This is a genomic window from Nocardia thraciensis, from assembly GCF_054782435.1.
Window position 1 is genome coordinate 47,435 of the sequence record NZ_BAAGSM010000020.1, and the last position, 25,766, is coordinate 73,200.

Here is a 25,766-nt window from a genome sequence, read left to right on the forward strand (position 1 = left end):
GGATGTGATTCATCCCACCACTGCCGCAGGGCTGGATATCCGGCGAACGGCGACCCGGCAGCGCATCCGTGCGGCTAGCATGAAAGATCATTTGCCAGGTAGTTTCCTGATACTCGTGGTGAGCGCGAGGAGGAACGGGAGCCATGAAGCGAACCGCACTGAAGATCGTCGCAGCACCGATCCTGCCGATGCTGGCGTTGGTGATTCCGGCCGGTCCGGCCGCGGCGGACCCGCTGCATTTCGAAACCGCCCAGGTCAATGAGGCGGGATGCTCGGGCAAGGTCGGCGCCGAGGTCTCGGCCAGCCAGGGCCAGCAGGCGGGAGAGTTCGCGAACTTCATCGACAGCTCGGCCCGCGTCACGGTGAACTTCACCCCGGACCCCGGTCCCGGCTCGATGTCCGCGGCTCCGGGCGGGAATTGCGAAATCTCCACCACCGTGACGATGCGAAACCTGGACACGGGCGCGAGCAAGACCGAGACCCGCAGCACCGAATACGACGGCCACTACGGCTGGCACGCCGCCTTCTTCACCCTCGACGGCTCAGGCCGAGTCACCGTCCAGGTCAGCACGAACCCCAACCCCTCCGAACTGACCATCGACGTACCCGCCCCACGCTGATCGAAGAGGAATCCCCTTTATCGGGATGTCAGAAGCCTGGTCAGCAGAACGGCTGCGGGCGAGGGTGAACCCCGAGCGGTGTGCGACCCTCAGCCCCGAACCGCACCGACCGGCCAAATGATCTCGACCGGTAGTCCTCTGTCGCTCGCCAGCGCGACGACGCTGCCTGTGCCGCTTCGTTCTCCGGCCTTGCCGTCCCACACTGCGATCAGCTGGTCACATGACCCTAGGACCGCTTCGTTCGCCGCCTCGTAGGCGTCCGCTCCGGCGTCGTCGAAGTCCATCACGCGCACAGTGTCGGCGCGCCGCAGCAACTCGTTGAACTGTTCGGCGTGGTCCGGCTTGACCTTGCGTTCGCGGTAGTTCCGAGAGGGCAGCACAACCTCCAGCCGTCCTCCGACATCGAGAACCGCCCGAGCGAACACCGAATCCGCGCCCCGGGCAATGCAACTCACGCCAACCAAATCAGCGGGATCGCCAGCCTCCGCCAGTTGACGGACAATCTCACCGTAGATGAGCGGCACTGTGTCAGTGGTGATGTTTCATGTGCCCGGTGACACCGATGCGCACTGTCAAACTCCTCTACGTCGCTACGACCATCGGCCGAATACGGTCGCGCAGCTCGGCAACCGCACCGACCCTCACCAACTGCTCGGTGCGGTTGTACACCTTCACCAGCTTCTTGCGCCCTCTGTCGGATCCGGTTCGCTCGACCGTATCGAGCGCGTCCAGCCCGAGACGGCGGGCCTCCTCGTACTCGCCTTCGATCATGCGGGCTTCAACGATGCCGAGCTGGTCGAGCGCCGAGCTACGCAAGCGATTCGGTCTACGCAGGGCGATCGCACGACCGATCGATTCGGCTGCCTGGCCAGCAAACGAGGGATCCCGGCGGGCGATGTCGAGCAGTCGACCGCCGATCGTCCCGGACAATTCCGCGGCATCGAAGTAGTTGATCCAGTAGGGATCTGCGTTCGGGTCTGTATCGGCGAATGCATCGAAAGCCTTGTCGCAGGCTCGGCGGAATGCCGACGGCCGCCCGAGCTTGCCGTACGCCCACGCTTCTCGCGTATGCAGCATCGCCCGCACAGTGGGGGTGGCACGGGGCCCGAACCTGTCCTGAGCCAGCCTGATCAGCTCCAGCGCGTCAACGGCACGTTCCCGTTCACCGTCGGTCTGCACCGCGGTGCCGTAATGGTCCAGCGACAGCAGTTGCCGGGCCATCCCGAGGCCGACGCCAGGCGTCGAACCACCGACCCGCGACGAGATAGAGGCAGCTCGGACGCGCGCCGGTCGAGAAGAACCCGGCAGGGAGCGCGAGAAGGGCCCGCGAACCAGATAGTGGAAGCAGCAGGTTATGTGGCTCGAGGCCGGGCGGAAGTCGCGGGTGCGGTCAGACTGAACCGGAATGCGTGCTCAAACTTCCGGCCAGCGAACGTCGCCAGAGCACCGACTCCCTGGCGGTGTGACTGTCCTCACCCTAGACTTAGTTTGACGTCCTAGTATCGGGCGCCCAAATGGACTTGCCGGAGGACACCATGGCCGATCGCACCGACCTGCACACGCCTGTTCACCCCGTGCGCTTCGTAACCTCGGCGGCGCTGTTCGACGGGCACGACGCGGCGATCAACATCATGCGGCGGATCCTGCAGTCGCAGGGTGCGGAGGTGATTCACCTAGGGCACAACCGGGCCGTGCACGAGGTGGTGGACGCGGTGCTCACCGAGGATGCCCAGGGGGTGGCGGTCAGCTCGTATCAGGGCGGGCATGTCGAATACTTCGAATATCTGGCGGCGGCGCTGCGCGAGGCAGGGGCCGAGCATGTGCGGATCTTCGGGGGCGGCGGCGGGGTGATCGTCGCCGACGAGATCGCCCGGCTCGCCGACGCCGGGGTGCGCATCTTCTCCCCCGAGGACGGGCAGCGGCTGGGGCTGCCGGGCATGATCAACGAGTTGGTCCGCGACTGTGATGTGGACCTGTCGCGGGCCCCGGCGCCGATCGAGGCGGTGCTGTCCGGCGAGCGAAAAGCCTTGGCGCGCACGCTGACCTGCCTGCAGCAGGACGCGCTGCCCGCCGCCTATCTGGACGCGATCACCGCCGCCGCGGCGGACCGGACGGTGCCCGTGCTGGGCATCACCGGCACCGGCGGATCCGGAAAGTCCTCGCTCACCGACGAACTCGTGCGCCGACTGCGCTCGGATCAACAGGACAAGCTGCGGGTGGCCATCTTGGCGGTTGATCCGACGCGGCGGCGCGGAGGTGGCGCGCTGCTGGGTGACCGGATCCGGATGAACGCCCTGGACGGCGACCACGTCTACTTCCGCTCGCTGGCGACCCGCGGCGGCCGGGAGCTGCCGACCAATATCGACGCGATGATCCTGGCGTGCAAGGCTTCCGGCTACGACCTGGTGATCCTGGAGACGCCCGGCATCGGCCAGGGCGACGCGGCCATCATCGACCATGTCGACGTGTCGCTGTACGTGATGACGCCGGAGTTCGGCGCGGCCTCGCAGCTCGAGAAGATCGACATGCTCGATTACGCGGATGTGGTGGCCATCAACAAGTTCGAGCGTCGCGGGGCGGCAGACGCGCTGCGGGACGTGTCGCGGCAGTTGGTCCGCAACCGCGAGGCCTTCGGCGCCTCGCCCGACGAGATGCCCGTCTTCGGTACCAGCGCAGCCACATTCAACGACGACGGTGTCACCGCGCTCTACCAGCAGTTGGCCGGATTGCTGGCGCGGAAGGGGTTGACGCTGGAGCCCGGCGCCCTGCCCAAGGTTGATACCAAGGTCTCGACGAGATTCGCGCAGATCATCCCGCCCGCCAGGGTGCGGTATCTGGCGGAGATCGCGGAGACGGTCCGGGACTACCACGCCGAGACCTCCGGGCAAGTCCTTGCCGCTCAACGTGTCCAACGCTTCCAGCAGGTGGTGGACGAACTCGCGGGGGTGGATTCCGGCCAAAAGCATGCCGGAAACAGGAAGGGAGCGCCTGCCGGACATAGGGAGGGAACGACCACCGGACATAGGGAGGGAACGACCACCGGAAATGGGGAGGGACCGCCCGCCGGAAATGCGGGAGGACCACTCGTGGAGGCGGCCGGAAGCGCGGGAGTGCCCGTGGAGGCGGCCGGGAAGACTGGAGGGGCGCATGCGGAAGTGAGGGCCGCTGTCACCGAGTTGCTGGAGCTGGCTCGTGCTGACCTGTCCGCCGAAAGTGCCGCGCTGCTGGAGGAGTGGCCGGGGGTGGCGGAGTCGTATCGGGGTGATGAGCAGGTCGTGAAGGTGCGGGATCGGGAAATTCGTACCAGCCTGCGGCGGACCTCGCTGTCGGGCAGCTCGATTCCGCGCGTCGCACTCCCCCGTTTCACCGATCACGGCGAGTTGCTGCGATTTCTGCGCTCGGAGAACCTTCCCGGCCGATTCCCTTTCACCGCAGGAGTATTCGCGTTCAAGCGCGACAACGAGGACCCGGCGCGCATGTTCGCCGGGGAAGGTGACCCGTTCCGCACGAACCGAAGGTTCAAGGTGCTGTCCGAGCACGCGGAGGCGAAAAGACTGTCCACCGCGTTCGATTCGGTGACCCTTTACGGTCACGACCCGGCCGAGCGTCCCGATATCTACGGCAAGGTCGGCACCTCCGGCGTCTCCATCGCCACGCTCGACGATATGAAGGCCCTCTACGACAGCTTCGATCTCGCCGCGCCCACCACCTCGGTGTCCATGACCATCAACGGACCCGCGCCGACGATTCTCGCCTTCTTCTTCAACGCCGCGATCGACCAAGCGCTGCAACGGTTCTCGGAGACCGAGGGCCGCGCGCCCACCGATGCGGAGGCCACCGAGATCCGTGCGCGGACGCTGTCCACCGTGCGCGGCACGGTACAGGCCGACATCCTCAAGGAGGACCAGGGTCAGAACACCTGCATCTTCTCCACCGAGTTCAGCCTGCGCATGATGTCGGATATCCAGGAATGGTTCGTGCGCAACGGTGTTCGCAACTTCTATTCCGTATCGATCTCCGGCTACCACATCGCCGAGGCCGGGGCCAACCCGATCAGCCAGCTGGCCTTCACCCTCGCCAACGGATTCACCTACGTGGAGGCGTATTCGGCGCGCGGCATGCACATCGACGAATTCGCGCCCAACCTCTCGTTCTTCTTCTCCAACGGCATGGATCCGGAGTACTCGGTGATCGGCCGGGTGGCCCGCCGCATCTGGGCGGTCGCCATGCGCGACAAGTACGGGGCGAGCGAGCGGTCACAGAAGCTGAAGTACCACATCCAGACCTCCGGGCGGTCGCTGCACGCACAGGAGATGAGCTTCAACGACATTCGCACCACGCTGCAGGCGCTGATCGCGCTCTACGACAACTGCAACAGCCTGCACACCAACGCCTACGACGAGGCAGTCACCACTCCCACCGAGGATTCGGTGCGCCGCGCCCTCGCCATCCAGCTGATCATCAACAAGGAGTGGGGGCTGGCGATGAACGAGAATCCGCTGCAGGGCAGCTTCATCATCGACGAACTCACCGACCTCGTGGAGGAGGCGGTGCTGAGCGAGTTCGAGCGGATCAGCGAGCGCGGCGGCGTGCTCGGCGCCATGGAGACCGGCTATCAGCGCGGGCGAATCCAGGACGAGTCGATGCTGTACGAGCAGCGCAAACACGACGGCAGTCTGCCGCTCATCGGCGTCAACACCTTCCGCAATCCGCACGAGGAGGAGAACCGGGTGCTGGAGCTGGCGCGCGGCACCGCACAGGAGAAGCGGTCGCAGTTGGAGCGCACCCGCGACTTCCAGGACCGTCACCGCGATGCGGCGCACGCCGCCCTCACCCGGCTGGAGGCGGCCGCCCGCGGCGACGACAACGTCTTCGAGGTGCTGATGGACGCCGCCCGCGTCTGCACGCTGCAGCAGATCACCGACGCCTTCTTCACCGTCGGCGGCCAGTACCGCCGCAACGTGTGAAATCCCGATCTCCCGCGACCGAGGTACGACGCATGTGACAATCGCCTGGTCGCACGGGCAGCCGAGGCGAAAGGACGGTCATGGACCTCGCGGGGATCAGCGTCGTGGATGCGCACGTCCATCAGTGGGACCCGCTGACTACGCCGCGAGACTTCAGTCTGCTCGCCAAGTTGTTCCGCTACCTCCCGGTGCCGATCGATCTCGCGGCGCGGCTGGCGCCGAGGCGCGACCGGGAGTTCGTCGGTGATCCCGAGATCTACATCCGGCCCTACCTGCCCGCCGACTACCGGGACGACCTCGGCGAGGTTCCGGTCGAGGCGCTGGTGCACGTGGAGGTCGAGTGGACGGGCAAGGCGCCGGAGGCCAAGGCCGACGAGACCCGGTGGGTGGCGAGCCTGCCGTTCGGCGTCGACACGCCCGCGCTGGGCGCGATCGTCGGCAGCGGCGACCCCGCGGCGCCCGGTTTCGCCGAACTGGTCGACGCGCATCAGTCGGCGTCGCCGCTGTTCCGGGGCATCCGGACGATGGTGGCGCACCACCCGGACCCGAGCGTGCGCTCGTTCTGCCCCATCCCCGACGCGCTGACCACGAAGGCGTTCCTGGACGGTTTCGCGGTGCTCGCCGAGCGCGGGCTGTCGTTCGAGGCGTGGGTATATTCGCAGCAGTTGCCGCAGGTCACCGCGCTGGCGCAGCGCTATCCCGAGGTCACCATCGTGCTGAACCATCTCGGAACCCCCGCCGGGATCTTCGGACCGGTCGGCAAGCACACCGGAACCCAGCCGGGCCGCCGTCGGGAGCTGTTCGTGCAGTGGCGTGACGATATCGCCACGCTCGCAACGCATCCCAATGTGGTCGCGAAGGTCACCGGGCTGGCCATGCCGGTCCTCGGACATCCGGTCCCGGTGCGCGGCACCCCGACTCCGGTGCCGACGCTGCTGGATCGCACCGGGCCGCTGCTGCACCACGCCTTCGACGTGTTCGGGGCGCAACGGTTGATCTGGGGATCGAATTTCCCTGTGGACAAACCGATTACGAGCATCTCCCACAGTGCGCGGGCGATCGCCGACGTGCTCGCGGACCGCGACGGCAGTGCCGCGGCGCTGCGGCAGGTCTTCCGCGACAATGCCCAGCGGGTGTACGGGATCGACGCCGAACCGCTCGCCTGATGAGCGCAGTCGGCGTAGCCGATCAGCCCCGCGCATGGCCGGAGCGAATGCGGGGGGTATGCCTCACTTCAGGCCCGTCGCAGGCCGAAGAACTCCAGCTCCGCGAAGACGGCGACGACGGCCGCACCGACGAGCATGAATGCGACACCCCACCCGGTCAGCGGGATCACGTCGATGAAGGCGAGCACGGTCATCGCCACGGCCGATGCCGCGTTCGCCATCGCGACCGTCGCCGCGAGCCGCCGCGGAATCTCCGCATAGCCCGCGATCAGCAGCAACGCCGCCGCCCCGCCGAGCATCGCCACTCCGAACGGGATCGACCAGGCCGTCGGCAGTCCCAGCGGATCGCGCAGCACCGGCGCCGCGGCGAGCATGACGACGCCGAACAGGCCCGTGCTCCAGCCATCGATCCGCAGCACGCTGCGCAGGTCGACGCGGGCGATGGTCGCGGTAGCTGTGGTCATATCCCTCTCCTGTCAGCCGGGCGACCCGATAGGTCGCGATACCGAGGCTGCCGCGCCCAAGGCCGATCCTCAATAACCTCCGACGTCATGGCGACCACGTTCCGGAAATGCTGCGAACCTCCCACATCATCGCGACGGCGGACGGATAGGCTGCGCGAATGACCGTGACCTTGCCGACTGCCCAGGTGGGCGCTCAGCTGCGGGAGTGGCGGCAGCGTCGGCGGCTGAGTCAGCTCGATCTGGCGTTGGCTGCGGGGACCTCGGCCCGACACGTGTCGTATGTCGAGACGGGGCGCTCGCGGCCCAGTCGCGAGATGGTGCTGCGGCTGTCGGAAACGCTGGATGTGCCACTGCGCGAACGCAATATGCTGCTGCTGGCCGGTGGGTACGCGCCCGAGTACCGGGAGAGCAGTCTGGATGACGCGCAGCTGAGTTCGGTGCGGGCGGCGCTGGACACCATGCTCGCCGCGCACGAACCGTATCCGGCGGTGGTGGTGGACCGATACTGGAATCTGGTCACCGGCAACCGCGCCATGGGCGTGCTGACGCACGGCATTCCGGGGCATCTGCTGCGGCCGGAGGCGAATGTCTATCGGCTGGTGCTGCATCCCGAAGGGCTGCTGCCCAACCTGGTGAATACGCGGCAGGTACGAAAGCTGTTCCTGGAGCGGTTGATTCGTCAGGTTCACACAACCGGCGACCCGAAACTGCGGCAGCTGTACGACGAGGTGAACGGCTACCCCGAACCTCCGGACGACACCGACGGTGAAGTGCCCCAGCCGAGTCCGTTCCAGGTCTCGCTGCGCATCCGCACCCCGATGGGCGAGCTGTCCATGTTCAGCACCATGGCCACCTTCGGCGCCCCGGCCGATGTCACCCTGTCCGAACTCGCCATCGAATTGTTCTATCCCCTGGACGATTTCACCAAGACCACATTCCACACCCTGGCCGAATCCAGGTAGTCCCCCAACATTTCCGGCACGCTTTCGGCCGGAATATCCCGGTGCGCGGTGGATCCCGGCCAAAAGCACGCCGGGAAACAAGAAATGGGGAGTGCCGCCCCCGGAAATACGAGATCAGTACCGCACCGAGTATCAGATCAGGCCACCGAGGTACGGAACCAGCACCGCACCGGTACCGAATCAAGCCGCCCAAGGTGACGGGACCAGCACCGCACCGGGTATCAGATCAAGCCGATGCCCATGAGTGTGCTTGCAAGCTGGTGACCTGGCCGATCGCGCGACTGGCGCCGCTGAGCGACACGCATCACGAGGTGATCATCGTCGGCGCCGGTTTCTCCGGCCTCGGCGCGGCGATCAGGCTGCGGGAGAACGGTTTCGAGGATTTCCTGATCGTCGACGAGGCCGACCGCGTCGGCGGGACCTGGCACTGAAACACCTATCCCGGTATCGCGGTGGATATTCCATCGTTCAGCTAACTCAAACCCATGAGCACCGCCGAGGCCGCCTGGCGCGCCGGACATTTCGATCTCGGCGACTATTCCTTCGAACGGGTGCCGGTTCAGGCCAGGAAGGAACGTGCCAGCTGATCGGACAGTTCGGCGCGCGCGGTGACCAGCGACGGGCCGTACCAGGTGAGACTGCGGCCCGACACCAGCGCCACCGCGACGCCCGGGAATGCCTCGGGCCCCTCTGTTTCGGTGAAGACGTACGGCTCGTCCGGTAGCACCGCCACGTCGATGCCGTCGCGCAACTCCTGTTCGGAGACCTTGGGATAGCGCTCGGCGCGGTCGGAGTGGACCAAGCGCAGCCCGAGCCGACGCGCGACATCGCCGGTGAACGTATCGCGGCCGACCACCATCCACGGATTGCGCCACACCGGAATCACGGCATTGCGCGCCCGCCCCGGCACAGGCTCGGCCCAGGCGTCCTCGGCAGCGGTCAGCCATTCCGGCCTGCCGGTATCGAGCGCGATATCGAACAGACGCGACATGGATTCGAATGCCTCGTCCACGGTCCGAATCCTGGTGACCCACACCGGAATCCCCGCACCACGTAGCCGGTCGACATCGATGCGCCGGTTCTCCTCCTGATTGCACACCACCAGATCCGGCGCCAGCTCGGCGATTCGCCGCACATCGGGATTCTTCGTCCCCCGCACGCGCCGCACATCCAGGTTCGGTGGATGCGTACACCACTCGGTCGCGGCCACCAGCTTCTCGGGGCAGGTCGCGGCGATCGCCTCGGTCAGCGAAGGCACCAGCGAGACCACCCGGCGCACCGGGTATTTCATCGACACCTCGGCGCCGAGATCATCCAGCGTCCGCGTCATTCCAGCACCCTCCGGCACAGGTCCCGCAATTCCTCCGGCGGCACCGTCGGGCGCATGCTCGCCGAGCCGAGTACGAGCAGATACAGGATGCGCGCTGTCGCCCGCGCGTCGGCGTCGGCGCGACCGCCCTCGATCAGCAGCGTGCGCAGGAAATCGAGGCGCGCCTTGTCGACCCGCTCCTTGGCCGCCGCGGCCAGCGGCTCATTCAGGGCCCACGCGCTGACCGCCAGTTCGATATTGGCGGGCTCGTCGCTGTCGAGCACCAGATCTACCAGGCGCTCGAGCCGGGCTCGCGGGTCGAGCCCCGCCGCGTCCGCCGCCCGGATGTAGTGCGTGGTGTGCACCGTCTCGAAGTAGTCGAGCAGCGCGGTCTTGTAGCCCTGCATGCCGTGGAAATGGTGATAGAAGGAGCCGGTGCTCAGGCCGGTGGCCGCCACCAGCCGATCGAGGGTCAGGGCCGTCGGTCCGGCCGTCCCGAGGATCGCCAGGCCCGATTCCAGCCATGAGGTCTTGCCCGCCACATCCACCAGCCTATAACATAACTTTTATTATGTTCCGGAGCATCAGCGCTCCCCTCGCTCTTCCGGAGGCAGCGATGACCACTGCGACGTCTTCTGCATCGATCACAGTCCCGCGCTGGCCGGTGGTCGCCCACACCACCGGCGCCGCGCTGATCGGCGCCATCGGGCTGGCGCACCTGCTGTTCATTCATGTCTTCGGTGGCGAGGACGGGCCCGACGAGGAGCTCATCAACGACCTGTCGGCGCGAACACCTACCCCGATGTTCGAAAATGGCAGGCAGATAACGGTTTTCGACCTGAATACCGGCTACAGCGTCGGCATGGGCATGCTGGGCGCGATGTTCGCGATTCTGACCCTCGTCGCCGCGCGCAATGCCCCGCACCTGATCGCCCGCTGGTCGCTGTTCAACTGGGCCTGCACCGCGACGGCCGCGTGCACGTGCTGGATCGCCGTGCTCTACTTCCCCGAACCCGTGATCGCCTTCTCGGCTATCGGCACGCTGTGCTTCGCGGCGGTGCTGCTCGGCGGGCCACGGTCGGCGGACTACTGGTCGAACGCGCGGTAGACGGCCCGCAACTCCCGCAGCCCGGCCTCGGCGATCGGCTCGTCCTCGGAAGTCATGCGCAACGCCCGCCGCAGCGGCATCGGGTCCAGATCGTCCACGGCGGGCCGGAATTCGGGCTCGGGCAGTCTCGGCAGCACGATATTCTCGCCGTACAGATCGTCGGAAACCGTTGTGCCGCTGTCGTTCTGCACGCCGCTGATCAAGGTGTCCAGATCGAGCCCGCGCAAGGTGAGCATGATCGAGGGCTCGGAGTCGAGCCGGTCGGCGATGATGTAACAGACCGCGGCGACGTGTTTGCACGGCCAGCCGGAATCGGGGCAGCTGCAGCCGAAGTCCAGTTCCGAGGCGGTGGTGGGCAGCAGCAGCGGGCCCAGGTCCCGCGACAGGGCGCCGGAGGCCAATTGAGCGAGCATACCCGGGGTGTCGCGAACCAGGTCGACCAACTCATCGAGGCGCTCGTCGCGAAGCTTCCGCAGCGTCAGCACCGACGTGAAGGGGCGCGGCTGGCTGCCCTGTACCTCGGCCGTCACCGTGCCGGGTTCGATCGCGTAGTTGACCACCTGGCCGGAACGCGCGTACGAGCGCCCGCGGGCCAGCCGACCGGCGTCGGCGACCTGCTCCACCGCCTCGATGAACGACCGGCCCCACCACGTGCGCGCGAACGACCCACGGCGACTGCGGGGTTCGACGCCGCCGCGCACCGGTCGCCGCTCGCCGAACTGGCTGTAATCGGTGAACGGGCTCATTCGCCCACCGCCTCGGACCCGAGCGCGAACATCCGCTGGATCTCGTCGTCGCTCAGCTCGGTGATCCAGTTCTCGCCGGTGCCGACGGTCAGATTCGCCAATTCCTGTTTGCCGCTGATCATGTCGTCGATGCGCTCCTCAATGGTGTCGACGCATACCAGCTTGCGCACCTGGACGTCGCGGCGCTGCCCGATCCGGAAGGCGCGGTCGGTGGCCTGGTTCTCCACCGCCGGGTTCCACCAGCGGTCCAGGTGCACAACGTGATTGGCGGCGGTGAGGTTCAGTCCGGTGCCACCGGCCTTGAGCGACAGCAGCATCAGCGGCGGCCCACCCTCCTCCTGGAACCCGGTGACCATGGCGTCGCGCCGCTTCTTCGAGAGACCGCCGTGCAGGAACGGGACGGGGGTGCCGAACCGCTCGGTCAGATACGGCTCGATCAGCTCCCCGAACTCGCGGAACTGGGTGAACAGCAGCGCCTTCTCGTCGTCGGCCAGCACCGCCTCGAGCACGTCCTCGACCAGCGCCAGCTTGCCGGAGCGGTGTTGCCCGCGGCGCAGCGGCGCGGACCCGTCGCTCAGGTAGTGCGCGGGGTGGTTACACACCTGCTTGAGCCGGGTCAGCGCCCCGAGCACCACGCCCTTGCGCTGAATATCCTTGGACTGCTTCAGGTTTGCCACCATATCGTCGACCACGGCCTGGTACAGCGCCGCCTGCTCCACGGTCAGGTTGGCGCGGACCGTCATCTCGATCTTCTCGGGCAGGTCCGAGATCACCGCCGGATCGGTCTTGACCCGGCGCAGCACGAACGGGGCCGTGACGGTGCGCAACCGGGTGATCGCGTTCTCGTCGTGCTCGCGCTCGATCGGCACCGCGAAGCGGGCGTGGAACTCCGAGGCCTTGCCGAGCAGGTTGGGCGCCGCGAAGTCCAGGATCGACCGCAGTTCCTCGAGCCGGTTCTCGACCGGAGTTCCGGTGAGCGCCAGGCGCTGCCGCGCCGCGACATGCCGGGCCGCTCGGGCCTGCCGAGTATTGGCGTTCTTGATGTGCTGCGCCTCGTCCAGCACCACCCGCTCCCACGTCTGGCGCTTCAGCTGCTCGACGTCACGGGCCAGCAGGGCGTAGGTGGTGATCACTACATCCGAATCCGCCACGGCCGCATCGAATTCCGCACCGGATCGGCGACCCGCCCCGTGATGCACCAGCACCCGCAGCTCGGGGGCGAAGCGCTCGGCCTCGCGCTGCCAGTTGCCGACCACCGACATGGGGCAGACCAGCAGGGTGGGCTTCGGCATGGAATCCCTTGCCGCGGTTTCTCTTTCGTGCACGAGCAGCGCCAGGATCTGAATGGTCTTGCCCAGGCCCATATCGTCGGCCAGGATGCCGCCGCAGTTGTGCCGGTTCATCGTCGCCAGCCAGGACAGGCCGCGCAGCTGGTACGGCCGCAACTCGGCCTTCAGCCCCGCCGGTGGATCAACCGGCTGCGGCCGCCGGGTGGATTCGAGAAGTTCCGCCGCCCAACCGGATACGCTCACCTCCTCGATCGGCACCTGCTTGACCTCGGAGGTCGCGATCTGGCCGAGCACCTCGGTCAGCGAAGCCACCGCATTCTCGGTGCGACCGTTCAGATAGGCCGCGGCGGCCGCCAGCACCTTGTGGTCGGCCTGCACCCACTGGCCACGCAGCCGCACCAGATCGGATTTGGCCTGCACCAGCCGCGCCATCTCGGCCGGGGTGAGCACGGTATCGCCGAGCGCCAACTCCCAGTGGTAGGACACCAGCCCGCTCAGGCCGACCGCGGTCTCGGTGGCCGCCGGACTCTGCACGTTCAGTCGCATGCTCGGCGCGACCACCCGCCACGCCCTGGGCAGCAGCACCCGCACGCCCGCCGCGCTCAGCGCGTGCACGCCGTGCGCGACCAGGTCCTGCACCACCGCGGTGGGCAGCAGGAAGTCGATGCCGCCCGGGTCTCGCGGCAGTTCTCGCAGCATCGGGTAGGCCTGCACCGCCCCGGTCACCTTCTCCGCCGCCAGTTTCAGCTGTGCCGGATCGCCGTGGATCGGAACAGGTTGCGGCGCTTCGCCTTCCGACCGCAGGCACACCTCCAGCCGCCAGAGCGAGTCGAATCCGTCCGCGCCGGATTCCGGGTCCTCGTCTGGTTCCAGCAGCCGCAGCACCAGCTCCGGTTCTCCGGCGGTGAGGCTGGTCCGCCACTCCTCCAGCGCCGCCGACACCCGGTGCGAGCCCGGCTCCAGGGGCGTGTTCGCGGCCAGGGCCGCCAGCAGCGGATGACTCTGTTCGGGGAGGTCGAGGCGGCTGCGCGCGATCGGGTCGGTCAGTTCGGCGAGCATGTCCTCCAGGACCGCGGCGGGCCGCCCCGCCACGCGCAGCGCGGGCGGCATCGCGGTGGCCAGTTCGGCCAGCCACGCCCGCTGCCGCTGCCCGCCCACCAGTCGCCAGCACACCCACCACTCGCCGTCGTCCCGGCGCACCTCGGGCACCGCCCGCCCGGCCCGCACCCACCGGTCGATCCCGCGCGCCACGTGCGCGAGAAATCGCAGGTCGGCTGCGACGGCGTGGGCGGGCAAGTCCTGCAGCAGCACCGGCACGGCGGCCATCGGCACCAGCGCATGCGCCTCGACCTCGGTCGATTCCGGCCCGTCCGGCCCCGCTACCAGTACCTGCGCCCGATGCCGGAACCGGGCGCGGGCGATGATCGCCCCCAGCGGATCCGGCAGCGGCCCGGGGGCGTTCGCACCGTCCTCCGGATGGCGCCACAGCACCAACCCGGATCCCGGTGTCCACAACCCGTGCAGCATCCGACCATCCAATCAGCTGCCCCCGACAGGTTGCACGCGGCCGGTGGGCATTACGTCCCAGCCGTCACGCAGGCCTCGCACGTGCCTTACGCCACAACGCGCGTGGGCCGAAGCGCACCCACATCGGCAACTCGATTCCGCCCCTGCGCTTTCCCGAGTCCAGGTGCAACATAGTGGCACACGCGACGTCTCCGCTGGTCACGATGGTCAGGTCGTGTGTTTCCAGGCCGACGGGGCCGACATAGCCGTCGAACCACCGGGCGAAATTGCGGCGCACCTCGCCGGTTCCGGTGAAGCGGAGCGGAGCCACCGCGTCGTAGTAGACGATGTCGGGGGAATAGAACGACATGAGCCGGTCGATATCCTTCGACCGCTGCGCCTCGGTGCGGCTCTCCAGTAGTGCCCTGATTTCGGATTCATTCGCAGTCATCGTGGCCCCGTTCGAGATTCCGGCCGCAACCGGCTGCCCGGCAACGGTCTCTGTGGTGTCGGTAATCCGACGACGCAGCAGGGACGAATGTGAGCGCCGACCGCTATACCAATTGGGCCGGAAATCGAACATACTGGGATATCCGCTGGTCACGGGCGACGAACGGAATCGGCCGTGCTTTTGCGGCGACACAACCCAATCGCATCCGCGCTAGGACCATGGTTCGGTGCCCCCGTAGCGGGGAGCGCACCGGATCGGCGCCGCAGCAGATGGCGCACGAGGAGGGCAGTGAAGATGACGATTCTGCTCCAGGCACTCGAGCAGAGTTTCACGCCGACCACGCCGTGGGAGCGGCGCAAATTCACCTTCGTCGACACCGCCAAGATCGTCGGCATGCGTCTGGACGGACAGTCCGGGGTGTGGCTGGATCTGTCGCGGCCCGGCGAATCGCAGCGGCTCGCGCGCACCGTGGATCCGCGCGACGCGATCACCTTCCTGCTCACGACGTTCGCGAAGATCGCCGAGTGCGAGGAGCGCGGCGGCTCGTGGCTGATCGGCCACGACGGCGCGCGGGTGGAGTCGATCGCGGCAACTCGCTTCCCGCCCCAGGCGGCCGAGATGCCAGCCGACGACCTGCTGGCGCGAGCCTGGTTGTAGCCCGACACACCGCGGACACACCGGTCGTTCCTCGGCTTTCCGGCCGGTTGTCGGTGCCGGGGTATAGACCTGAGACATGCAGCGGGGTGGGTGGGCGTGGTGGGGACCGATGGCGCTGGCCGTCGTGGTACTGGTCGCGGGCTGTTCGATGCTGAGCGAGGGGCCGCCCGCACCGGGCAGTCCCACTCGCGCCCAGGTGGAGGCGTTGCTCTCCGCGGCCCGGGTGATCGACAAGCGTCCGCGCCCGGGCGGTTATCAGCGCGGCTGCCGCGTCGACGAGGGCTGCGTATTCGGCCCGGCGTGGTCCGACGATTACGACGGCCGCGGCGGCCATGACGGCTGCGACACCCGCAACAACGTGCTCACCGGGCAATTGAGCGGGGTCGCCCACCGCCCCGGCACGCGCGACTGCGTCGTGATCGCGGGCATCCTGCAAGACCCCTACACAGGCAAGCGCATCGAATTCGACAAGTCCCGAGCGCGCGAGGTGCAGATCGACCACATCTATCCCTTGGCCGCCGCCTGGGATATGGGCGCCGCGAGCTGGCCCCTGCCCCAGCGCATTCGCTTCGCCAACGACATCGACTTCAACCTGCTGGCCGTCGACGGCGCGACCAACGAGGACAAGGGCGACAGCACCCCCGCCGACTGGCTACCCCCGGCCCGCGCCTACCGCTGCTTCTACGCAGGCAAATACCTCACCACCGCAACCCAATACGACCTGCCGATCACCCGCGCCGATCGCGACGCCCTGCAACGCGTCGCTCGCGGCTGCCCTTGACCGCTTGCCATGCTCGGGCAGACCGCGGCGATCAACGAGACCACGCGCTTTCTCGGCCTCGCCGCAACGGTCGACCGCCACAGCTCGTCGCACCCCTCGCATCACCTCGCACCCCTTACCGGCGTTGCGAGGAGTGCGGGAGTAGGTAAGGGGTGCGGGGAGGTTCAGCCCGTGGCGACCGGGCGCTTGGGGTCGTTGGACCATTGCGACCACGAGCCCGGGTAGAGCGTGGCGTCGATTCCGGCGACGGCCAAGGCCGCGACCTGATGTGCGGCCGTGATGCCCGACCCGCAGTAGACCGCGACCGGGCCGGAGCCGTAGTCGGCGAAACGCGCGCGCAGTTCGTCCGGCGACTTGAAAGTCCCATCGGCCGTGAGGTTTTCGGCGGTCGGCGCGCTCACCGCGCCCGGGATGTGCCCGGCCCGGGGGTCGACCGGCTCCGTCTCACCGCGGTAGCGCTCACCCGCCCTGGCATCGAGCAGCAGGCCCGACCAGGCGGCCGCGCCGTCGGCATCGGTGACCGGCATATTGCCGGGGTTGAACACGACGTCGCCGGGAGCCGGGTCGGGCTCGCTACCGGTGGTGAGCTCGCCGCTCGCGCGTTCCCATGCAGGAAGGCCGCCGTCGAGGATGCGCACATCGTTCACACCGGCCCACCGCAGCAGCCACCAGGCCCGGGCCGCGGCCATGCCGCCCGTCGCGTCGTAGACGACGACCGGTTCGCCCGCGCGAAGCCCCCAGCTGCGGGCACATTTCTGCAGGTGGGCGAGCTCCGGCAGCGGATGACGGCCGCGCGCCGGGGACGGTGGATCGGCCAGTTCGGTCTCCAGATCGACGAATACGGCCCCCGGTATGTGGCCGTCCAGATAGTGCTGCGGTCCGTCCGGATCGCCGAGCGCCCACCGCACATCCAGCACATGCACGCGGGAACCACTGTCGGACAGCACTTTCCGAAGATCTTCGGCCGATATCAACACCGCGGTCAAGCCAGCTCCTCTGTCAGATCCGTAGCCGGTACGCGAACACACCCACCCTACGACAAGCGCCGCACTGTCGATCCGAGTCCGCGCCCGAGACCCAGCCCCGAGCTTCCGTTCAGGCCGCCCGCGGTGTCCTGTGCAGCACCCATCGCACCAGCAGTCCCGCGACCAAGGCCCAGAAGGCCGCGCCGATACCCAGCAGCGCGATGCCGGAGGCCGATACCCCGAAGGTGACGGCGGCGGCGAGCCGGTGCTCCGCCGATCCCAGCGCCGCGGCCAGGGCGGCCGCCAGCGTGGCGATCAGAGCAAGGGCCGCAACGGTTTCCAGCACGCCCGGCGGCGCGGCGGCGACCAGCGCCACCAGCGCGCCCGAGGCCAGCGCGAGCACCAGATATGTCCAGCCCGCGCTGAATGCCGCGATCCAGCGCCGCCGCGGATCCGGATGCGCCTCCGGCGCCGCCGCCAGCGCGGCGCTGACCGCGGCGAGGTTGATGGCGTGCCCGCCCGCGAAGGCACCGGCGATCGTCCCGAGCCCGGTCGTGCTCATCGCCGCCCGCCACGGCACCCGGTAGCCGAACGAGTTCATCACCGCCGTCCCCGGAATGTTCTGCGCGGCCATCGTGACGATGTACAGCGGCACCGCCACGCCGATCAGCGCCTGCCAACTCCAGTGCGGCACAGTCCATTCCACCCGCGGCAGCATCGTCGCGAGGTCCAGGGGGCGGGGGGTGACGGCGATGTCGATACCGGCCCCGACCGCGGCCGTCACGAATGCCGCCAGCACCGCCCAGCGTGCCGCGAACCGCTGCAGCACCAGCCACACCACCAGCACCGGAATCACCACGGCCGGACTGGTGCTCAGCGCGTGCATGGGCGCCAGGCACAGCGGCAGGAGCACCCCCGCCAGCATCGCCTGCGCGATCTCGGCCGGAATGGCGGCGATCAGCTTGCCCAGCCGCTGCCAGAACCCGGTCAGGACGATCAGCACGCCGCTCACCGCGAAAGCCCCGACGGCCGCGGGCCAGCCACCGGCGACCGCCCCGGTGCTCGCCAGCAGCGCGGCGCCCGGAGTCGACCAGGCCAGCGTGATCGGCATCCGGTACCGGCGGCTGAGCAGCACGATCCCCACGGCCTGCGTCACGCAGACGGCCAGCAGCCCCGACGCGGCCTGGGCGGGCGTCGCCCCCATGCCTCGCAACCCGGCCAACACCACAGCGAAAGAGCTGGTGAACCCCACCAGCGCCGTCACCACCCCGGCCCCGACCGGATGCAGCGCCCCCACATCGGACTCGGCGACAACGTTCGATTCGGCATCAGCGGTGGCAGTCACGGCGCCATCGTCGCCAACCCGTACCAGTCCAGTCAGGATCCAATCCCCCGAAACTGGCCTGACTTCACCCAGCGGGTGCGGGGTTCAGCGGGGGCGGGGCGAGAGGCCGAGAGTTCGGGAGCGGGGCGAATCCGGGCGGGGGGCAACGCCGTTGGGGACCGCCAGGCGGCGCAGGAGAGGGGCCGTGCGCGGGCCGACGAGTTGGCGCATCACCAGGGCCATGTTGGTGCGCTCGACGCCCGGGATCTTCAGGATCTGACCCGCGATGCGGTAGAGATCGTCGGCGTCACGGGCCACCACGCGGACGGTGAGGTCGGTGGGGCCGGTCATGCCACAGACCTCGGTCACCTCCGGCACCTCGGCCAATTCGTCGACCACCGAATCCAGCGTGTGCTGGTCGACCACCACCGCGACGAAGGCCGCCAGCGGATATCCGAGGGCGCGCGGGTCGACGCGCCGCTCGAAGCTGGCCAGCACGCCGCCCGCCTCCCAGCGCGCCAGCCGGGCCTGAACCGTGTTGCGCGACAACCCGAGCCGGGTAGCCAGTTCCACCCCGGTGGCCCGGGGGTTGGCGATCAGCTCCAGCAACAGCCGCGCATCGGTGGCATCGACGACGGCTCCGACAGGCTCTCCACTAGACATGCAACGCAGTATGGCAGCCATCACAGTCCACACGCGAGCATTCTGCCCAACCCGCACGTCATGACCTGCGCAGGTAGCCCACTGCGGCATGACTCGACATGCCCGATGGAGCCGACAGCGCTAGCCCGGCTGACGAAGCGACGGCCCGGCAGATCGCGGATCTGATCACTCGAGGCAGTATGCAAGCGGAGACGACCCTCTACCCAAGCATTCTGCCCACTTAGCGTGTCCATACTTGCGCAAGACGCCCAATAGTGGATGCTGTGTGATATAGCACACTCTCTTACGTCGCCAGGACGGAGACCCCGGCGCAGCGACGGACAGGAGGCAAGGGTTATGGCCGACCCGATCACCTACCCGGTGCAGTTGGTCCAGCCGGACGGACGCCGCGTATTCGACCGCGAGCACGCGGCGCTGGTATCCGATGTCGGGCCCGACGAATTGCGACAGCTGTACGAGGACATGGTGGTCGCCCGCCGCATCGATGTGGAGGCGACCGCGCTGCAACGCCAGGGGCAGTTGGGCCTGTGGCCGCCGTTGCTGGGCCAGGAGGCCGCGCAGATCGGCTCGGCACACGCCCTGCACTCCGACGACTACGTGTTCTGCAGCTACCGCGAGGCCGGGGTCGCCTATTGCCGCGGCGTCGACCCGAGCCAGATCACCCGGTTGTGGCGCGGCGCCGCCCATTTCTGCTGGGATCCGGCCGAGATCAATATGACCAACCCCGCCATCGTGGTCGGCGCGCAGGGCCTGCACGCCACCGGCTACGCCTACGCCGCCCACCTGGACGGCGCCGAGATCGCGGTGCTCACCTACTTCGGCGACGGCGCCACCAGCCAGGGCGATATGGCCGAGGCGCTCGGCTTCGCCGCGTCCTGGAGCGCGCCGGTGGTGTTCTTCTGCATGAACAACCAGTGGGCCATCAGCGAGCCGGTCCGCGTGCAGAGCCCGACGCCGATCGTGCGGCGCGCCTACGGCTACGGCATCCCGGGCGTGCAGGTGGACGGCAACGACGCGCTGGCCGTGCTGGCGATGACCCGGCAGGCGGTGGCGCGCGCCCGCACCGGAGGCGGCCCGTCGTTCGTCGAGGCCATCACCTACCGGATGGGTCCGCACACCACCGCCGACGACCCCACCCGCTACCGCTCGGCAGCCGAGAACGAGGTCTGGCAGCGCCGCGACCCGATCGACCGGATGCGGCGGCTCCTGGAGCGAGAAGACCTGTGGGACAGCGATTTCGAGCGACGGGTGCAGGCCCGCTCCGACGAGGTCGGCGGGCTGCTGCGCGCCGCGACCATCGATATGCCCGATCCGGATCCAGCGCAGCTGTTCGAGCACGTCTACACCACCCGGCACCCGCTGATCGAGGAGGAAAGGCGACGATACGCCGCCTATCTCGCGGACGGCACAGCCACGGAAGGAGTCCGGTCATGATCACCACCTTCGCGGGCGCCCTCAACACCGGACTGCGCCGAGCGCTGGAGGACGATCCGAAGGTCGTGCTGATGGGTGAGGACATCGGCAGGTTGGGCGGGGTCTTCCGGGTGACCGACACGCTGCAGAAGGACTTCGGCAACAACCGCGTCATCGACACCCCGCTCGCCGAATCCGGCATCATAGGAACGGCTTTCGGCATGGCGCTGCGCGGCTATCGGCCGGTCTGCGAGATCCAGTTCGACGGCTTCGTCTATCCGGCCTTCGACCAGATCGTTTCCCAGGTCGCCAAGATTCACTACCGCACCCAGGGAAAGGTGTTCGCGCCCCTGACGATTCGCATTCCGTGCGGCGGCGGCATCGGCTCGGTGGAGCATCACTCCGAGTCGCCGGAGGCCTACTTCGCGCACACCGCAGGGCTGCGGGTGGTCGCGCCGAGCGATCCGGCCGACGCGTATCTGATGATCCGCCAGGCGATCTCGCTCGATGACCCGGTGATCTTCTTCGAGCCCAAGCGCCGCTACTGGGACAAGGCCGACGTCGACTTCGCGGCCCTCGACGACGATCCGTTCCCGCTGGACCGCGCCCGGATCCGCCGCGACGGCGACGATGCCACCGTCGTCGCCTACGGCGGCATGGTCCGCACCGCGCTGACGGCGGCGGAAATCGCGGCGGGCGAGGGGCATTCGCTGGAGGTGATCGATCTGCGCAGCCTGTCGCCGATCGACTTCGACACCGTCGAGGAGTCGGTGCGCCGCACCGGCCGCCTGATCGTCGCGCACGAGGCGCCGGTGTTCGCCGGGCTGGGCGCCGAGATCGCCGCCCGCATCGCCGAACGGTGCTTCTACTACTTGGAGGCGCCCGTTTTGCGGGTCGGTGGCTTCGACATCCCCTACCCCCCGGCTAAGCTCGAACGGCACCACCTGCCCGACCCCGACCGCATCTTGGCCGCGGTCGACCGCACGCTTGCCGCCTGACCAGCCCGTTCAGACAGAAGGTGCCCGTTGGAAGACCCGGTTGCAGCAGACGACGACCAGAACCATGTGCTGGAGTTCCGGCTCCCCGATCTCGGCGAGGGACTGACCGAGGCCGAGCTGGTCTCGTGGGCGGTGGCCGTCGGCGACCAGGTGGAGCTGAACCAGACCATCGCGGAGGTGGAGACCGCGAAGGCCCAGGTGGCGATGCCCTGCCCGTTCTCCGGCAAGGTGCTGGAGCTGCTGGCGCAGCCCGGCGACACCGTGCCGGTAGGCGCGCCGCTGATCCGGGTCGCCACCGAATTCGCGGTCACCCCCGCCGCACCCGACACGCCGTCCGCGGATCGGCAATCGGTCCTGGTCGGCTACGGGCCGGAGGGCGAGCCCACCTCGCGTCGCCTTCGCGCCGCGAATCTCACTGCGGCACAATCCGATTCCTCGGAGACTTCGACGGCGCCCGCTCCGACCTATCCCGATATGCCCGGCCGTCCCCCGGCGACTCCGGCCGCCCGCAAGCTGGCCCGTGAGCTGGGCATCAATATCGCCTTCGTCGCGGGCTCCGGCCCGGGCGGCGCGGTCACCGTCGACGATGTCCGCCATGCGGTCCCGGTCTCGCAGCCGCCCAGCCGGATTCGGCAGGACACGGATTCGGACGACGACGCGCCGCGGCCGAGCGCGCCGCCGGTGCCCACGATGCGACCCGACGGCGGCATCATCCGTTCCATCCCGTCCGCGCGCGAGACTCGCACACCGGTCACCGGCGTGCGCAAGCGCACCGCCGCGGCCATGGTGACCAGCGCCCGCACCATCCCGCAGGCCAGCGCGTTCGCCACCATGGATTTCACCGCGTCGATGGAACTGCTCGACCATCTGCGCAGCACCGATTCGTTCACGGGACTCACGCTGACGCCGCTGGCCCTGGTGGCCAAGGCGACGCTGGCCGCGATGGCCGAGTTCCCCGGCATCAACTCGGTCTGGGACGAGGAGCACAAGGAGATCGTCACCCGGCACTACGTCAATCTCGGCATCGCCGTGGCCACCGACCGCGGCCTGCTGGTCCCCACCGTCAAGGAGGCGCAGACGCTGAGCCTGCGCGAACTGTGCCGGGAGATCGGCTGGCTGGCCGACGTCGCCCGCACCGGCCGGGCGGCGCCGACGGATCTGCGCGGCGGCACGTTCACCATCAGCAATGTCGGCGTGTTCGGCGTCGATACCGGTGTGCCGCTGGTCAATCCGGGTGAGGGCGCGATCCTGTGCCTGGGCTCGATCCGCAAGCAGCCGTGGGTGTATCGCGACGAACTGGCCGTCCGCTGGGTGACGACCCTGGGGCTGAGCTTCGATCACCGCATGATCGACGGCGAACTGGGCGCCCGATTCCTGGCGACGGTGGCCTCGCTGCTCGAGGATCCGCTGACCCTACTGGGCAGGATCTGACCTACCCCACGACCAATTGCGCTGCGGCGCTGCGGATCACCTCCGGGATCTCGATCGGCTTGCGGGTCTGGTCGTCGACGTAGACGTGTACGAAGGTGCCCGTCGCGGCCAGCTCGAGGGCGTCGCCGTCCTCGCGGAAGATGGCCAGGTCGTAGGTGATGCTGGTGCGGCCGAGGCGGGCGACACGCAGGCCGACGCGCAACCGGTCCGGGAAACTGAGCGAGCCGAGGAACTGGCAGGAGGTCTGCGCGACCACCCCGATGGCGGGCAGTTCCCGGATATCGGTGCCGGTGGCGTCCATCAGCCAGCCGTTGACCGCGGTGTCGAAGTACGAGTAATAGGTCACGTTGTTGACGTGTCCGTAGTGGTCGTTGTCCGCCCACCGGGTCGGCATCGGCCAGAGCACCGGGTAGTCCTGCTGCGTCGTCACCCGGCCGACAATAGTCAGGCGCGGTGGACCGCGGCACAACGAGGCAACGACCACCTGCGGGTCAGGTCAGGAACCGGCCTGCGATGCCACGGCAGACCCCCGGTCCGCCGCCATCGAAGACATGCGATGCTCCCGGGGGCTGACACCGAAATGCCGCTTGAACGCGGTACTCAGCGCGAAGGCGCTGCCATAGCCGACGCGGCGGGCGATGGCCTCGACCGTGGCGTCCGAGTCGTGCAGCAGATCGGCGGCCAGGGCCAGGCGCCAGTCGGTGAGGAATGCCATCGGCGGTTCGCCGACCAGATCGGTGAACCGGCGGGCCAGCGCCGCCCGCGACACCCCCACCTCGGTGGCCAGCGACGCCACCGTCCACGGGTGCGCCGGATTGTGCTGCAGCAGGCGCAGGGCCTTGCCCACCAGCGGATCCGCGTAGGCGTGGTACCAGGCCGGGGCGTCGTTGCGGGAGAACCAGGCGCGCAGGGTGGCGATCAGCAACAGGTCGAGCAGGCGGTCCAGCATGGCGCCCTGCGCGGGGCGGTCCTTGGCGCTCTCCGCGACCAGCAGCTCGAGTACCGGGCTGTCGAGTTCGGCGCCGGGCAGCACGATCCGCGGGGGCAGGGCGCGCAGCAGCCGTCGGCTCGCCGCGCTCTCCTGCTCGTAGGTGCCGGTGACGAGCATGGTCGCGGCGTCGGGATCGGTCCCCCAGCCGCGCACGCCGAGACTCCATGTCTCGCAGAGCACCTCGCCCTCCGGCGTCGTGGTGATCTGACCGGGATTGATGTACACCTGCGGCTCGGTCGACGGATCGTCGGCGAAGGTGTAGTGCTCCGGACCGCGGATGATCGCCACATCGCCCTCCCGCAGCTGGCGGGGAGCGGTCGGCCCCGGCGCGGGGAATCCGGGCCCAGCCTGCTCGGCAGGCTCGGAACCGCCGCGCTGGTCGGGCACGATCCAGCCGCTGCCGCGCACCACCGCCACCACCGTCAGCGGCGACTCGTCGCGGACCCGCAGCGACCACGGCGGCTCGAGCAGCGAGCGCATCACGAAGGCGCCGCGCGCCCGCGGTCCCTCGAGCAGGCTTTCCAGCGGGTCCACCCCCAAACTCTCGCAGATGGCCCCCGCCTTCTCAAGCCCGTTTCCGGGCGCCGAAACTTGTCGGTGCCCCGGAATAGAATGAAGTCGAAACCGGTTGAAACCGGACAAGTTTCGGAACCTGGCCACCACGGCAACGGCGCCTCGGGTGGCAGGGGCAACGGGGAGCTACCGGTGCCCGGCACCGGTACCGTCGAATCAATGGCTGCTTCGACGCTCGCTCCCCCGGTCCGGATGGCACGCGCCGCGGTGTTCGCGGTGTTCGGGCTCAACGGTTTCGTGGCCTCCATGTGGGTGGTGCACATCCCGGCGATCACGGGCCGCACCGGGGTGTCCAATGCCACGCTGGGCATATTCATCCTGCTCATGGCGGTCAGTGCCATCGCCGGGATGCAGGCGGCCGGGCCGCTCGCCGACCGATTCGGCAGCCGCACACTGGTCGCCGCGGCGGCGTGTTGGCTGTCGCTGTCGATACTCGGACCCGGATTGGCGACCGGCCCGCTGCAACTCGTCGTCGCCCTGATCGTCTTCGGATTCGGCAACGGCGCCATGGACGTGTCGATGAACGCCCAGGCGGTGCTGGTCGAGCGGGAGTATCCGCGGCCGATCATGTCGGCGTTCCACGCACTGTTCTCCTGTGGCGGCCTGGCCGGATCGCTGGCCGGTGCCGCCGCCATGCACATCGGGTGGAGTCTGCTGACCACGCTCGCGATCGCCGCGGCATGCGGCCTCGCCGTCGCGGCGGCAAGTGTGCCCCGGCTACTGCCCCGGGTCGACGACCCGGCTGCCGCCGCCGTTCCGGCCGATGCCGAGACGGCCGCCGACCGGCCCGGATCGCCCACGGCGGTATCGAAGCGGCCGCGCAAGGTCTTCGCGCTGGCGGCGATCGCGTTCGCCCTGCTGATGACCGAGGGTGTCGCCAACGACTGGAGCGCGCTGCAACTGCGCGAACATCTCGGCGCGAACGAGGCCACCGCGGCGCTGGCATTCGGCGCCTTCTCCACCACGATGACCGTGGGCCGCTTCGGCGCCGACCGGGTCAGCGGCCGCTTCGGACCGGTCGCGGTGGTCCGCTGGGGTTCGGTGCTCGCCGCGGCCGGACTCGTGCTCATCATCACCTCGATGTGGATTCCGCTCACCCTGTTCGGCTGGGCGCTGCTGGGCATCGGCCTCTCCGGCGGCGTCCCCCAGATCTTCAGCGCCGCGGGCAATCTCGGCACATCCACGGCCGCGACCGACATGTCCCGGGTGTTCAGCCTCGGCTATCTCGGTTTCCTGGCCGGGCCGTCGGTGATCGGCTGGCTGTCCAAGCCCACGTCGCTGACCGCGGCACTGGTCTTCCCACTGGTCCTGGTCGTGCTGTCGGCCTGGTTCGCGCGGATCGCGGCCACCGACTAGCGCCGACCCAACCCTTATTGACCTCC

The 25,766-nt window shown here is 68.6% G+C and carries 24 protein-coding genes and 1 pseudogene; 12 read left to right on the top strand and 13 right to left on the bottom strand.

All coding sequences use genetic code 11. The annotated features are described in order from the left end of the window. The first annotated feature begins 143 nt into the window (after positions 1-143). Positions 144-620 carry a hypothetical protein gene (locus ACYVLQ_RS12620; protein WP_460697615.1) on the top strand — a complete coding sequence of 159 codons (477 nt, stop codon included), beginning with the start codon at positions 144-146 and terminating at the stop codon, positions 618-620. Positions 621-709: 89 nt separating this feature from the next. On the opposite strand, the gene ACYVLQ_RS12625 is transcribed toward ACYVLQ_RS12620, so the two are convergent. After that, positions 710-1,144, bottom strand: coding sequence for a hypothetical protein (locus tag ACYVLQ_RS12625; RefSeq protein WP_460697616.1), 435 nt, complete (start codon positions 1,142-1,144; stop codon positions 710-712). 58 nt (positions 1,145-1,202) lie between these two features. Then, on the bottom strand, positions 1,203-1,799 hold the full coding sequence (locus ACYVLQ_RS12630; RefSeq protein ID WP_460697617.1) for a hypothetical protein: 597 nt from the start codon (positions 1,797-1,799) through the stop codon (positions 1,203-1,205). 356 nt (positions 1,800-2,155) lie between these two features. Between ACYVLQ_RS12630 and ACYVLQ_RS12635 the strand changes: the two genes are divergently transcribed. After that, entirely contained in the window at positions 2,156-5,587 is a 3,432-nt protein-coding gene (locus tag ACYVLQ_RS12635) for a methylmalonyl-CoA mutase family protein (protein ID WP_460697618.1), read from the top strand. Positions 5,588-5,667: 80 nt separating this feature from the next. Next, positions 5,668-6,753 (top strand): amidohydrolase family protein, encoded by a 1,086-nt coding sequence (locus ACYVLQ_RS12640; RefSeq protein WP_460697619.1) that lies wholly within the window; start codon positions 5,668-5,670, stop codon positions 6,751-6,753. A gap of 68 nt (positions 6,754-6,821) precedes the next feature. On the opposite strand, the gene ACYVLQ_RS12645 is transcribed toward ACYVLQ_RS12640, so the two are convergent. Then, positions 6,822-7,217, bottom strand: a complete 396-nt coding sequence (locus tag ACYVLQ_RS12645; protein WP_460697620.1) for a hypothetical protein — start codon at positions 7,215-7,217, stop codon at positions 6,822-6,824. 158 nt (positions 7,218-7,375) lie between these two features. Here ACYVLQ_RS12645 and ACYVLQ_RS12650 point away from each other — a divergent pair, with 158 nt between their 5' ends. Further along, positions 7,376-8,179 carry a helix-turn-helix domain-containing protein gene (locus ACYVLQ_RS12650; protein ID WP_460697621.1) on the top strand — a complete coding sequence of 268 codons (804 nt, stop codon included), beginning with the start codon at positions 7,376-7,378 and terminating at the stop codon, positions 8,177-8,179. Between the two features lie 281 nt (positions 8,180-8,460). Continuing rightward, positions 8,461-8,607: pseudogene (locus ACYVLQ_RS12655) on the top strand (NAD(P)-binding protein); the annotation flags it as partial. 131 nt (positions 8,608-8,738) lie between these two features. On the opposite strand, the gene ACYVLQ_RS12660 reads toward ACYVLQ_RS12655, so the two are convergent. Then, on the bottom strand, positions 8,739-9,509 hold the full coding sequence (locus tag ACYVLQ_RS12660) for a helical backbone metal receptor (protein WP_460697622.1): 771 nt from the start codon (positions 9,507-9,509) through the stop codon (positions 8,739-8,741). Next, complete coding sequence (locus tag ACYVLQ_RS12665) at positions 9,506-10,030, bottom strand: TetR/AcrR family transcriptional regulator (protein WP_460697623.1); 525 nt, start codon at positions 10,028-10,030, stop codon at positions 9,506-9,508. Before ACYVLQ_RS12665 ends, ACYVLQ_RS12660 begins: the two co-directional genes overlap by 4 nt. Before the next feature lie 74 nt (positions 10,031-10,104). On the opposite strand from ACYVLQ_RS12665, the gene ACYVLQ_RS12670 reads away from it, so the two are divergent. Beyond that, on the top strand, positions 10,105-10,596 hold the full coding sequence (locus tag ACYVLQ_RS12670) for an LIC_13387 family protein (protein WP_460697624.1): 492 nt from the start codon (positions 10,105-10,107) through the stop codon (positions 10,594-10,596). Here the strand turns inward: ACYVLQ_RS12670 and ACYVLQ_RS12675 are convergent. From ACYVLQ_RS12675 to ACYVLQ_RS12685, 3 genes are all read right to left on the bottom strand, one after another. Next, positions 10,575-11,342 (bottom strand): SWIM zinc finger family protein, encoded by a 768-nt coding sequence (locus tag ACYVLQ_RS12675; RefSeq protein WP_460697625.1) that lies wholly within the window; start codon positions 11,340-11,342, stop codon positions 10,575-10,577. The genes ACYVLQ_RS12670 and ACYVLQ_RS12675 overlap by 22 nt on opposite strands. Then, positions 11,339-14,158, bottom strand: a complete 2,820-nt coding sequence (locus ACYVLQ_RS12680) for a DEAD/DEAH box helicase (protein ID WP_460697626.1) — start codon at positions 14,156-14,158, stop codon at positions 11,339-11,341. The genes ACYVLQ_RS12675 and ACYVLQ_RS12680 overlap by 4 nt, the downstream gene beginning before the upstream one ends. 64 nt (positions 14,159-14,222) lie before the next feature. Then, positions 14,223-14,588, bottom strand: a complete 366-nt coding sequence (locus tag ACYVLQ_RS12685) for a YybH family protein (protein ID WP_460697627.1) — start codon at positions 14,586-14,588, stop codon at positions 14,223-14,225. A 294-nt stretch (positions 14,589-14,882) separates the two neighbouring features. Between ACYVLQ_RS12685 and ACYVLQ_RS12690 the strand changes: the two genes are divergently transcribed. Together ACYVLQ_RS12690 and ACYVLQ_RS12695 are read left to right on the top strand one after the other, a co-directional pair. Next, positions 14,883-15,245: a hypothetical protein gene (locus ACYVLQ_RS12690; RefSeq protein WP_460697628.1), complete on the top strand. Its 363-nt coding sequence runs from the start codon at positions 14,883-14,885 to the stop codon at positions 15,243-15,245. A 76-nt stretch (positions 15,246-15,321) separates the two neighbouring features. After that, positions 15,322-16,026, top strand: coding sequence for an HNH endonuclease family protein (locus tag ACYVLQ_RS12695; protein WP_460697629.1), 705 nt, complete (start codon positions 15,322-15,324; stop codon positions 16,024-16,026). Between the two features lie 164 nt (positions 16,027-16,190). Here ACYVLQ_RS12695 and ACYVLQ_RS12700 read toward each other — a convergent pair whose 3' ends face one another. The 3 genes from ACYVLQ_RS12700 to ACYVLQ_RS12710 form a co-directional block, all read right to left on the bottom strand. After that, a complete protein-coding gene (locus ACYVLQ_RS12700; protein ID WP_460697671.1) occupies positions 16,191-17,003 on the bottom strand; it encodes a sulfurtransferase in 813 nt (270 codons plus the stop codon). A 118-nt stretch (positions 17,004-17,121) separates the two neighbouring features. Continuing rightward, the gene (locus tag ACYVLQ_RS12705; RefSeq protein ID WP_460697630.1) at positions 17,122-18,336 is read right to left on the bottom strand and encodes a benzoate/H(+) symporter BenE family transporter; all 1,215 of its coding nucleotides are present in this window, start codon (positions 18,334-18,336) and stop codon (positions 17,122-17,124) included. An 84-nt stretch (positions 18,337-18,420) separates the two neighbouring features. Beyond that, positions 18,421-18,978 (bottom strand): Lrp/AsnC family transcriptional regulator, encoded by a 558-nt coding sequence (locus ACYVLQ_RS12710; RefSeq protein WP_460697631.1) that lies wholly within the window; start codon positions 18,976-18,978, stop codon positions 18,421-18,423. 336 nt (positions 18,979-19,314) lie between these two features. Here ACYVLQ_RS12710 and pdhA point away from each other — a divergent pair, with 336 nt between their 5' ends. From pdhA to ACYVLQ_RS12725, 3 genes are read left to right on the top strand one after another with little or no spacing between them, the layout of a single operon-like run. Then, on the top strand, positions 19,315-20,412 hold the full coding sequence (gene pdhA / locus ACYVLQ_RS12715) for a pyruvate dehydrogenase (acetyl-transferring) E1 component subunit alpha (RefSeq protein ID WP_460697632.1): 1,098 nt from the start codon (positions 19,315-19,317) through the stop codon (positions 20,410-20,412). After that, positions 20,409-21,389, top strand: a complete 981-nt coding sequence (locus tag ACYVLQ_RS12720; RefSeq protein ID WP_460697633.1) for an alpha-ketoacid dehydrogenase subunit beta — start codon at positions 20,409-20,411, stop codon at positions 21,387-21,389. The genes pdhA and ACYVLQ_RS12720 overlap by 4 nt, the downstream gene beginning before the upstream one ends. A gap of 27 nt (positions 21,390-21,416) precedes the next feature. Next, positions 21,417-22,820 carry a dihydrolipoamide acetyltransferase family protein gene (locus ACYVLQ_RS12725; protein WP_460697634.1) on the top strand — a complete coding sequence of 468 codons (1,404 nt, stop codon included), beginning with the start codon at positions 21,417-21,419 and terminating at the stop codon, positions 22,818-22,820. Between the two features lies 1 nt (position 22,821). Here ACYVLQ_RS12725 and ACYVLQ_RS12730 read toward each other — a convergent pair whose 3' ends face one another. Further along, a complete protein-coding gene (locus ACYVLQ_RS12730; RefSeq protein ID WP_460697672.1) occupies positions 22,822-23,214 on the bottom strand; it encodes an acyl-CoA thioesterase in 393 nt (130 codons plus the stop codon). A 102-nt stretch (positions 23,215-23,316) separates the two neighbouring features. Further along, complete coding sequence (locus tag ACYVLQ_RS12735) at positions 23,317-24,345, bottom strand: AraC family transcriptional regulator (RefSeq protein WP_460697635.1); 1,029 nt, start codon at positions 24,343-24,345, stop codon at positions 23,317-23,319. 198 nt (positions 24,346-24,543) lie between these two features. Between ACYVLQ_RS12735 and ACYVLQ_RS12740 the strand changes: the two genes are divergently transcribed. Next, positions 24,544-25,740 carry an MFS transporter gene (locus ACYVLQ_RS12740; RefSeq protein WP_460697636.1) on the top strand — a complete coding sequence of 399 codons (1,197 nt, stop codon included), beginning with the start codon at positions 24,544-24,546 and terminating at the stop codon, positions 25,738-25,740. Positions 25,741-25,766 lie beyond the last annotated feature (26 nt).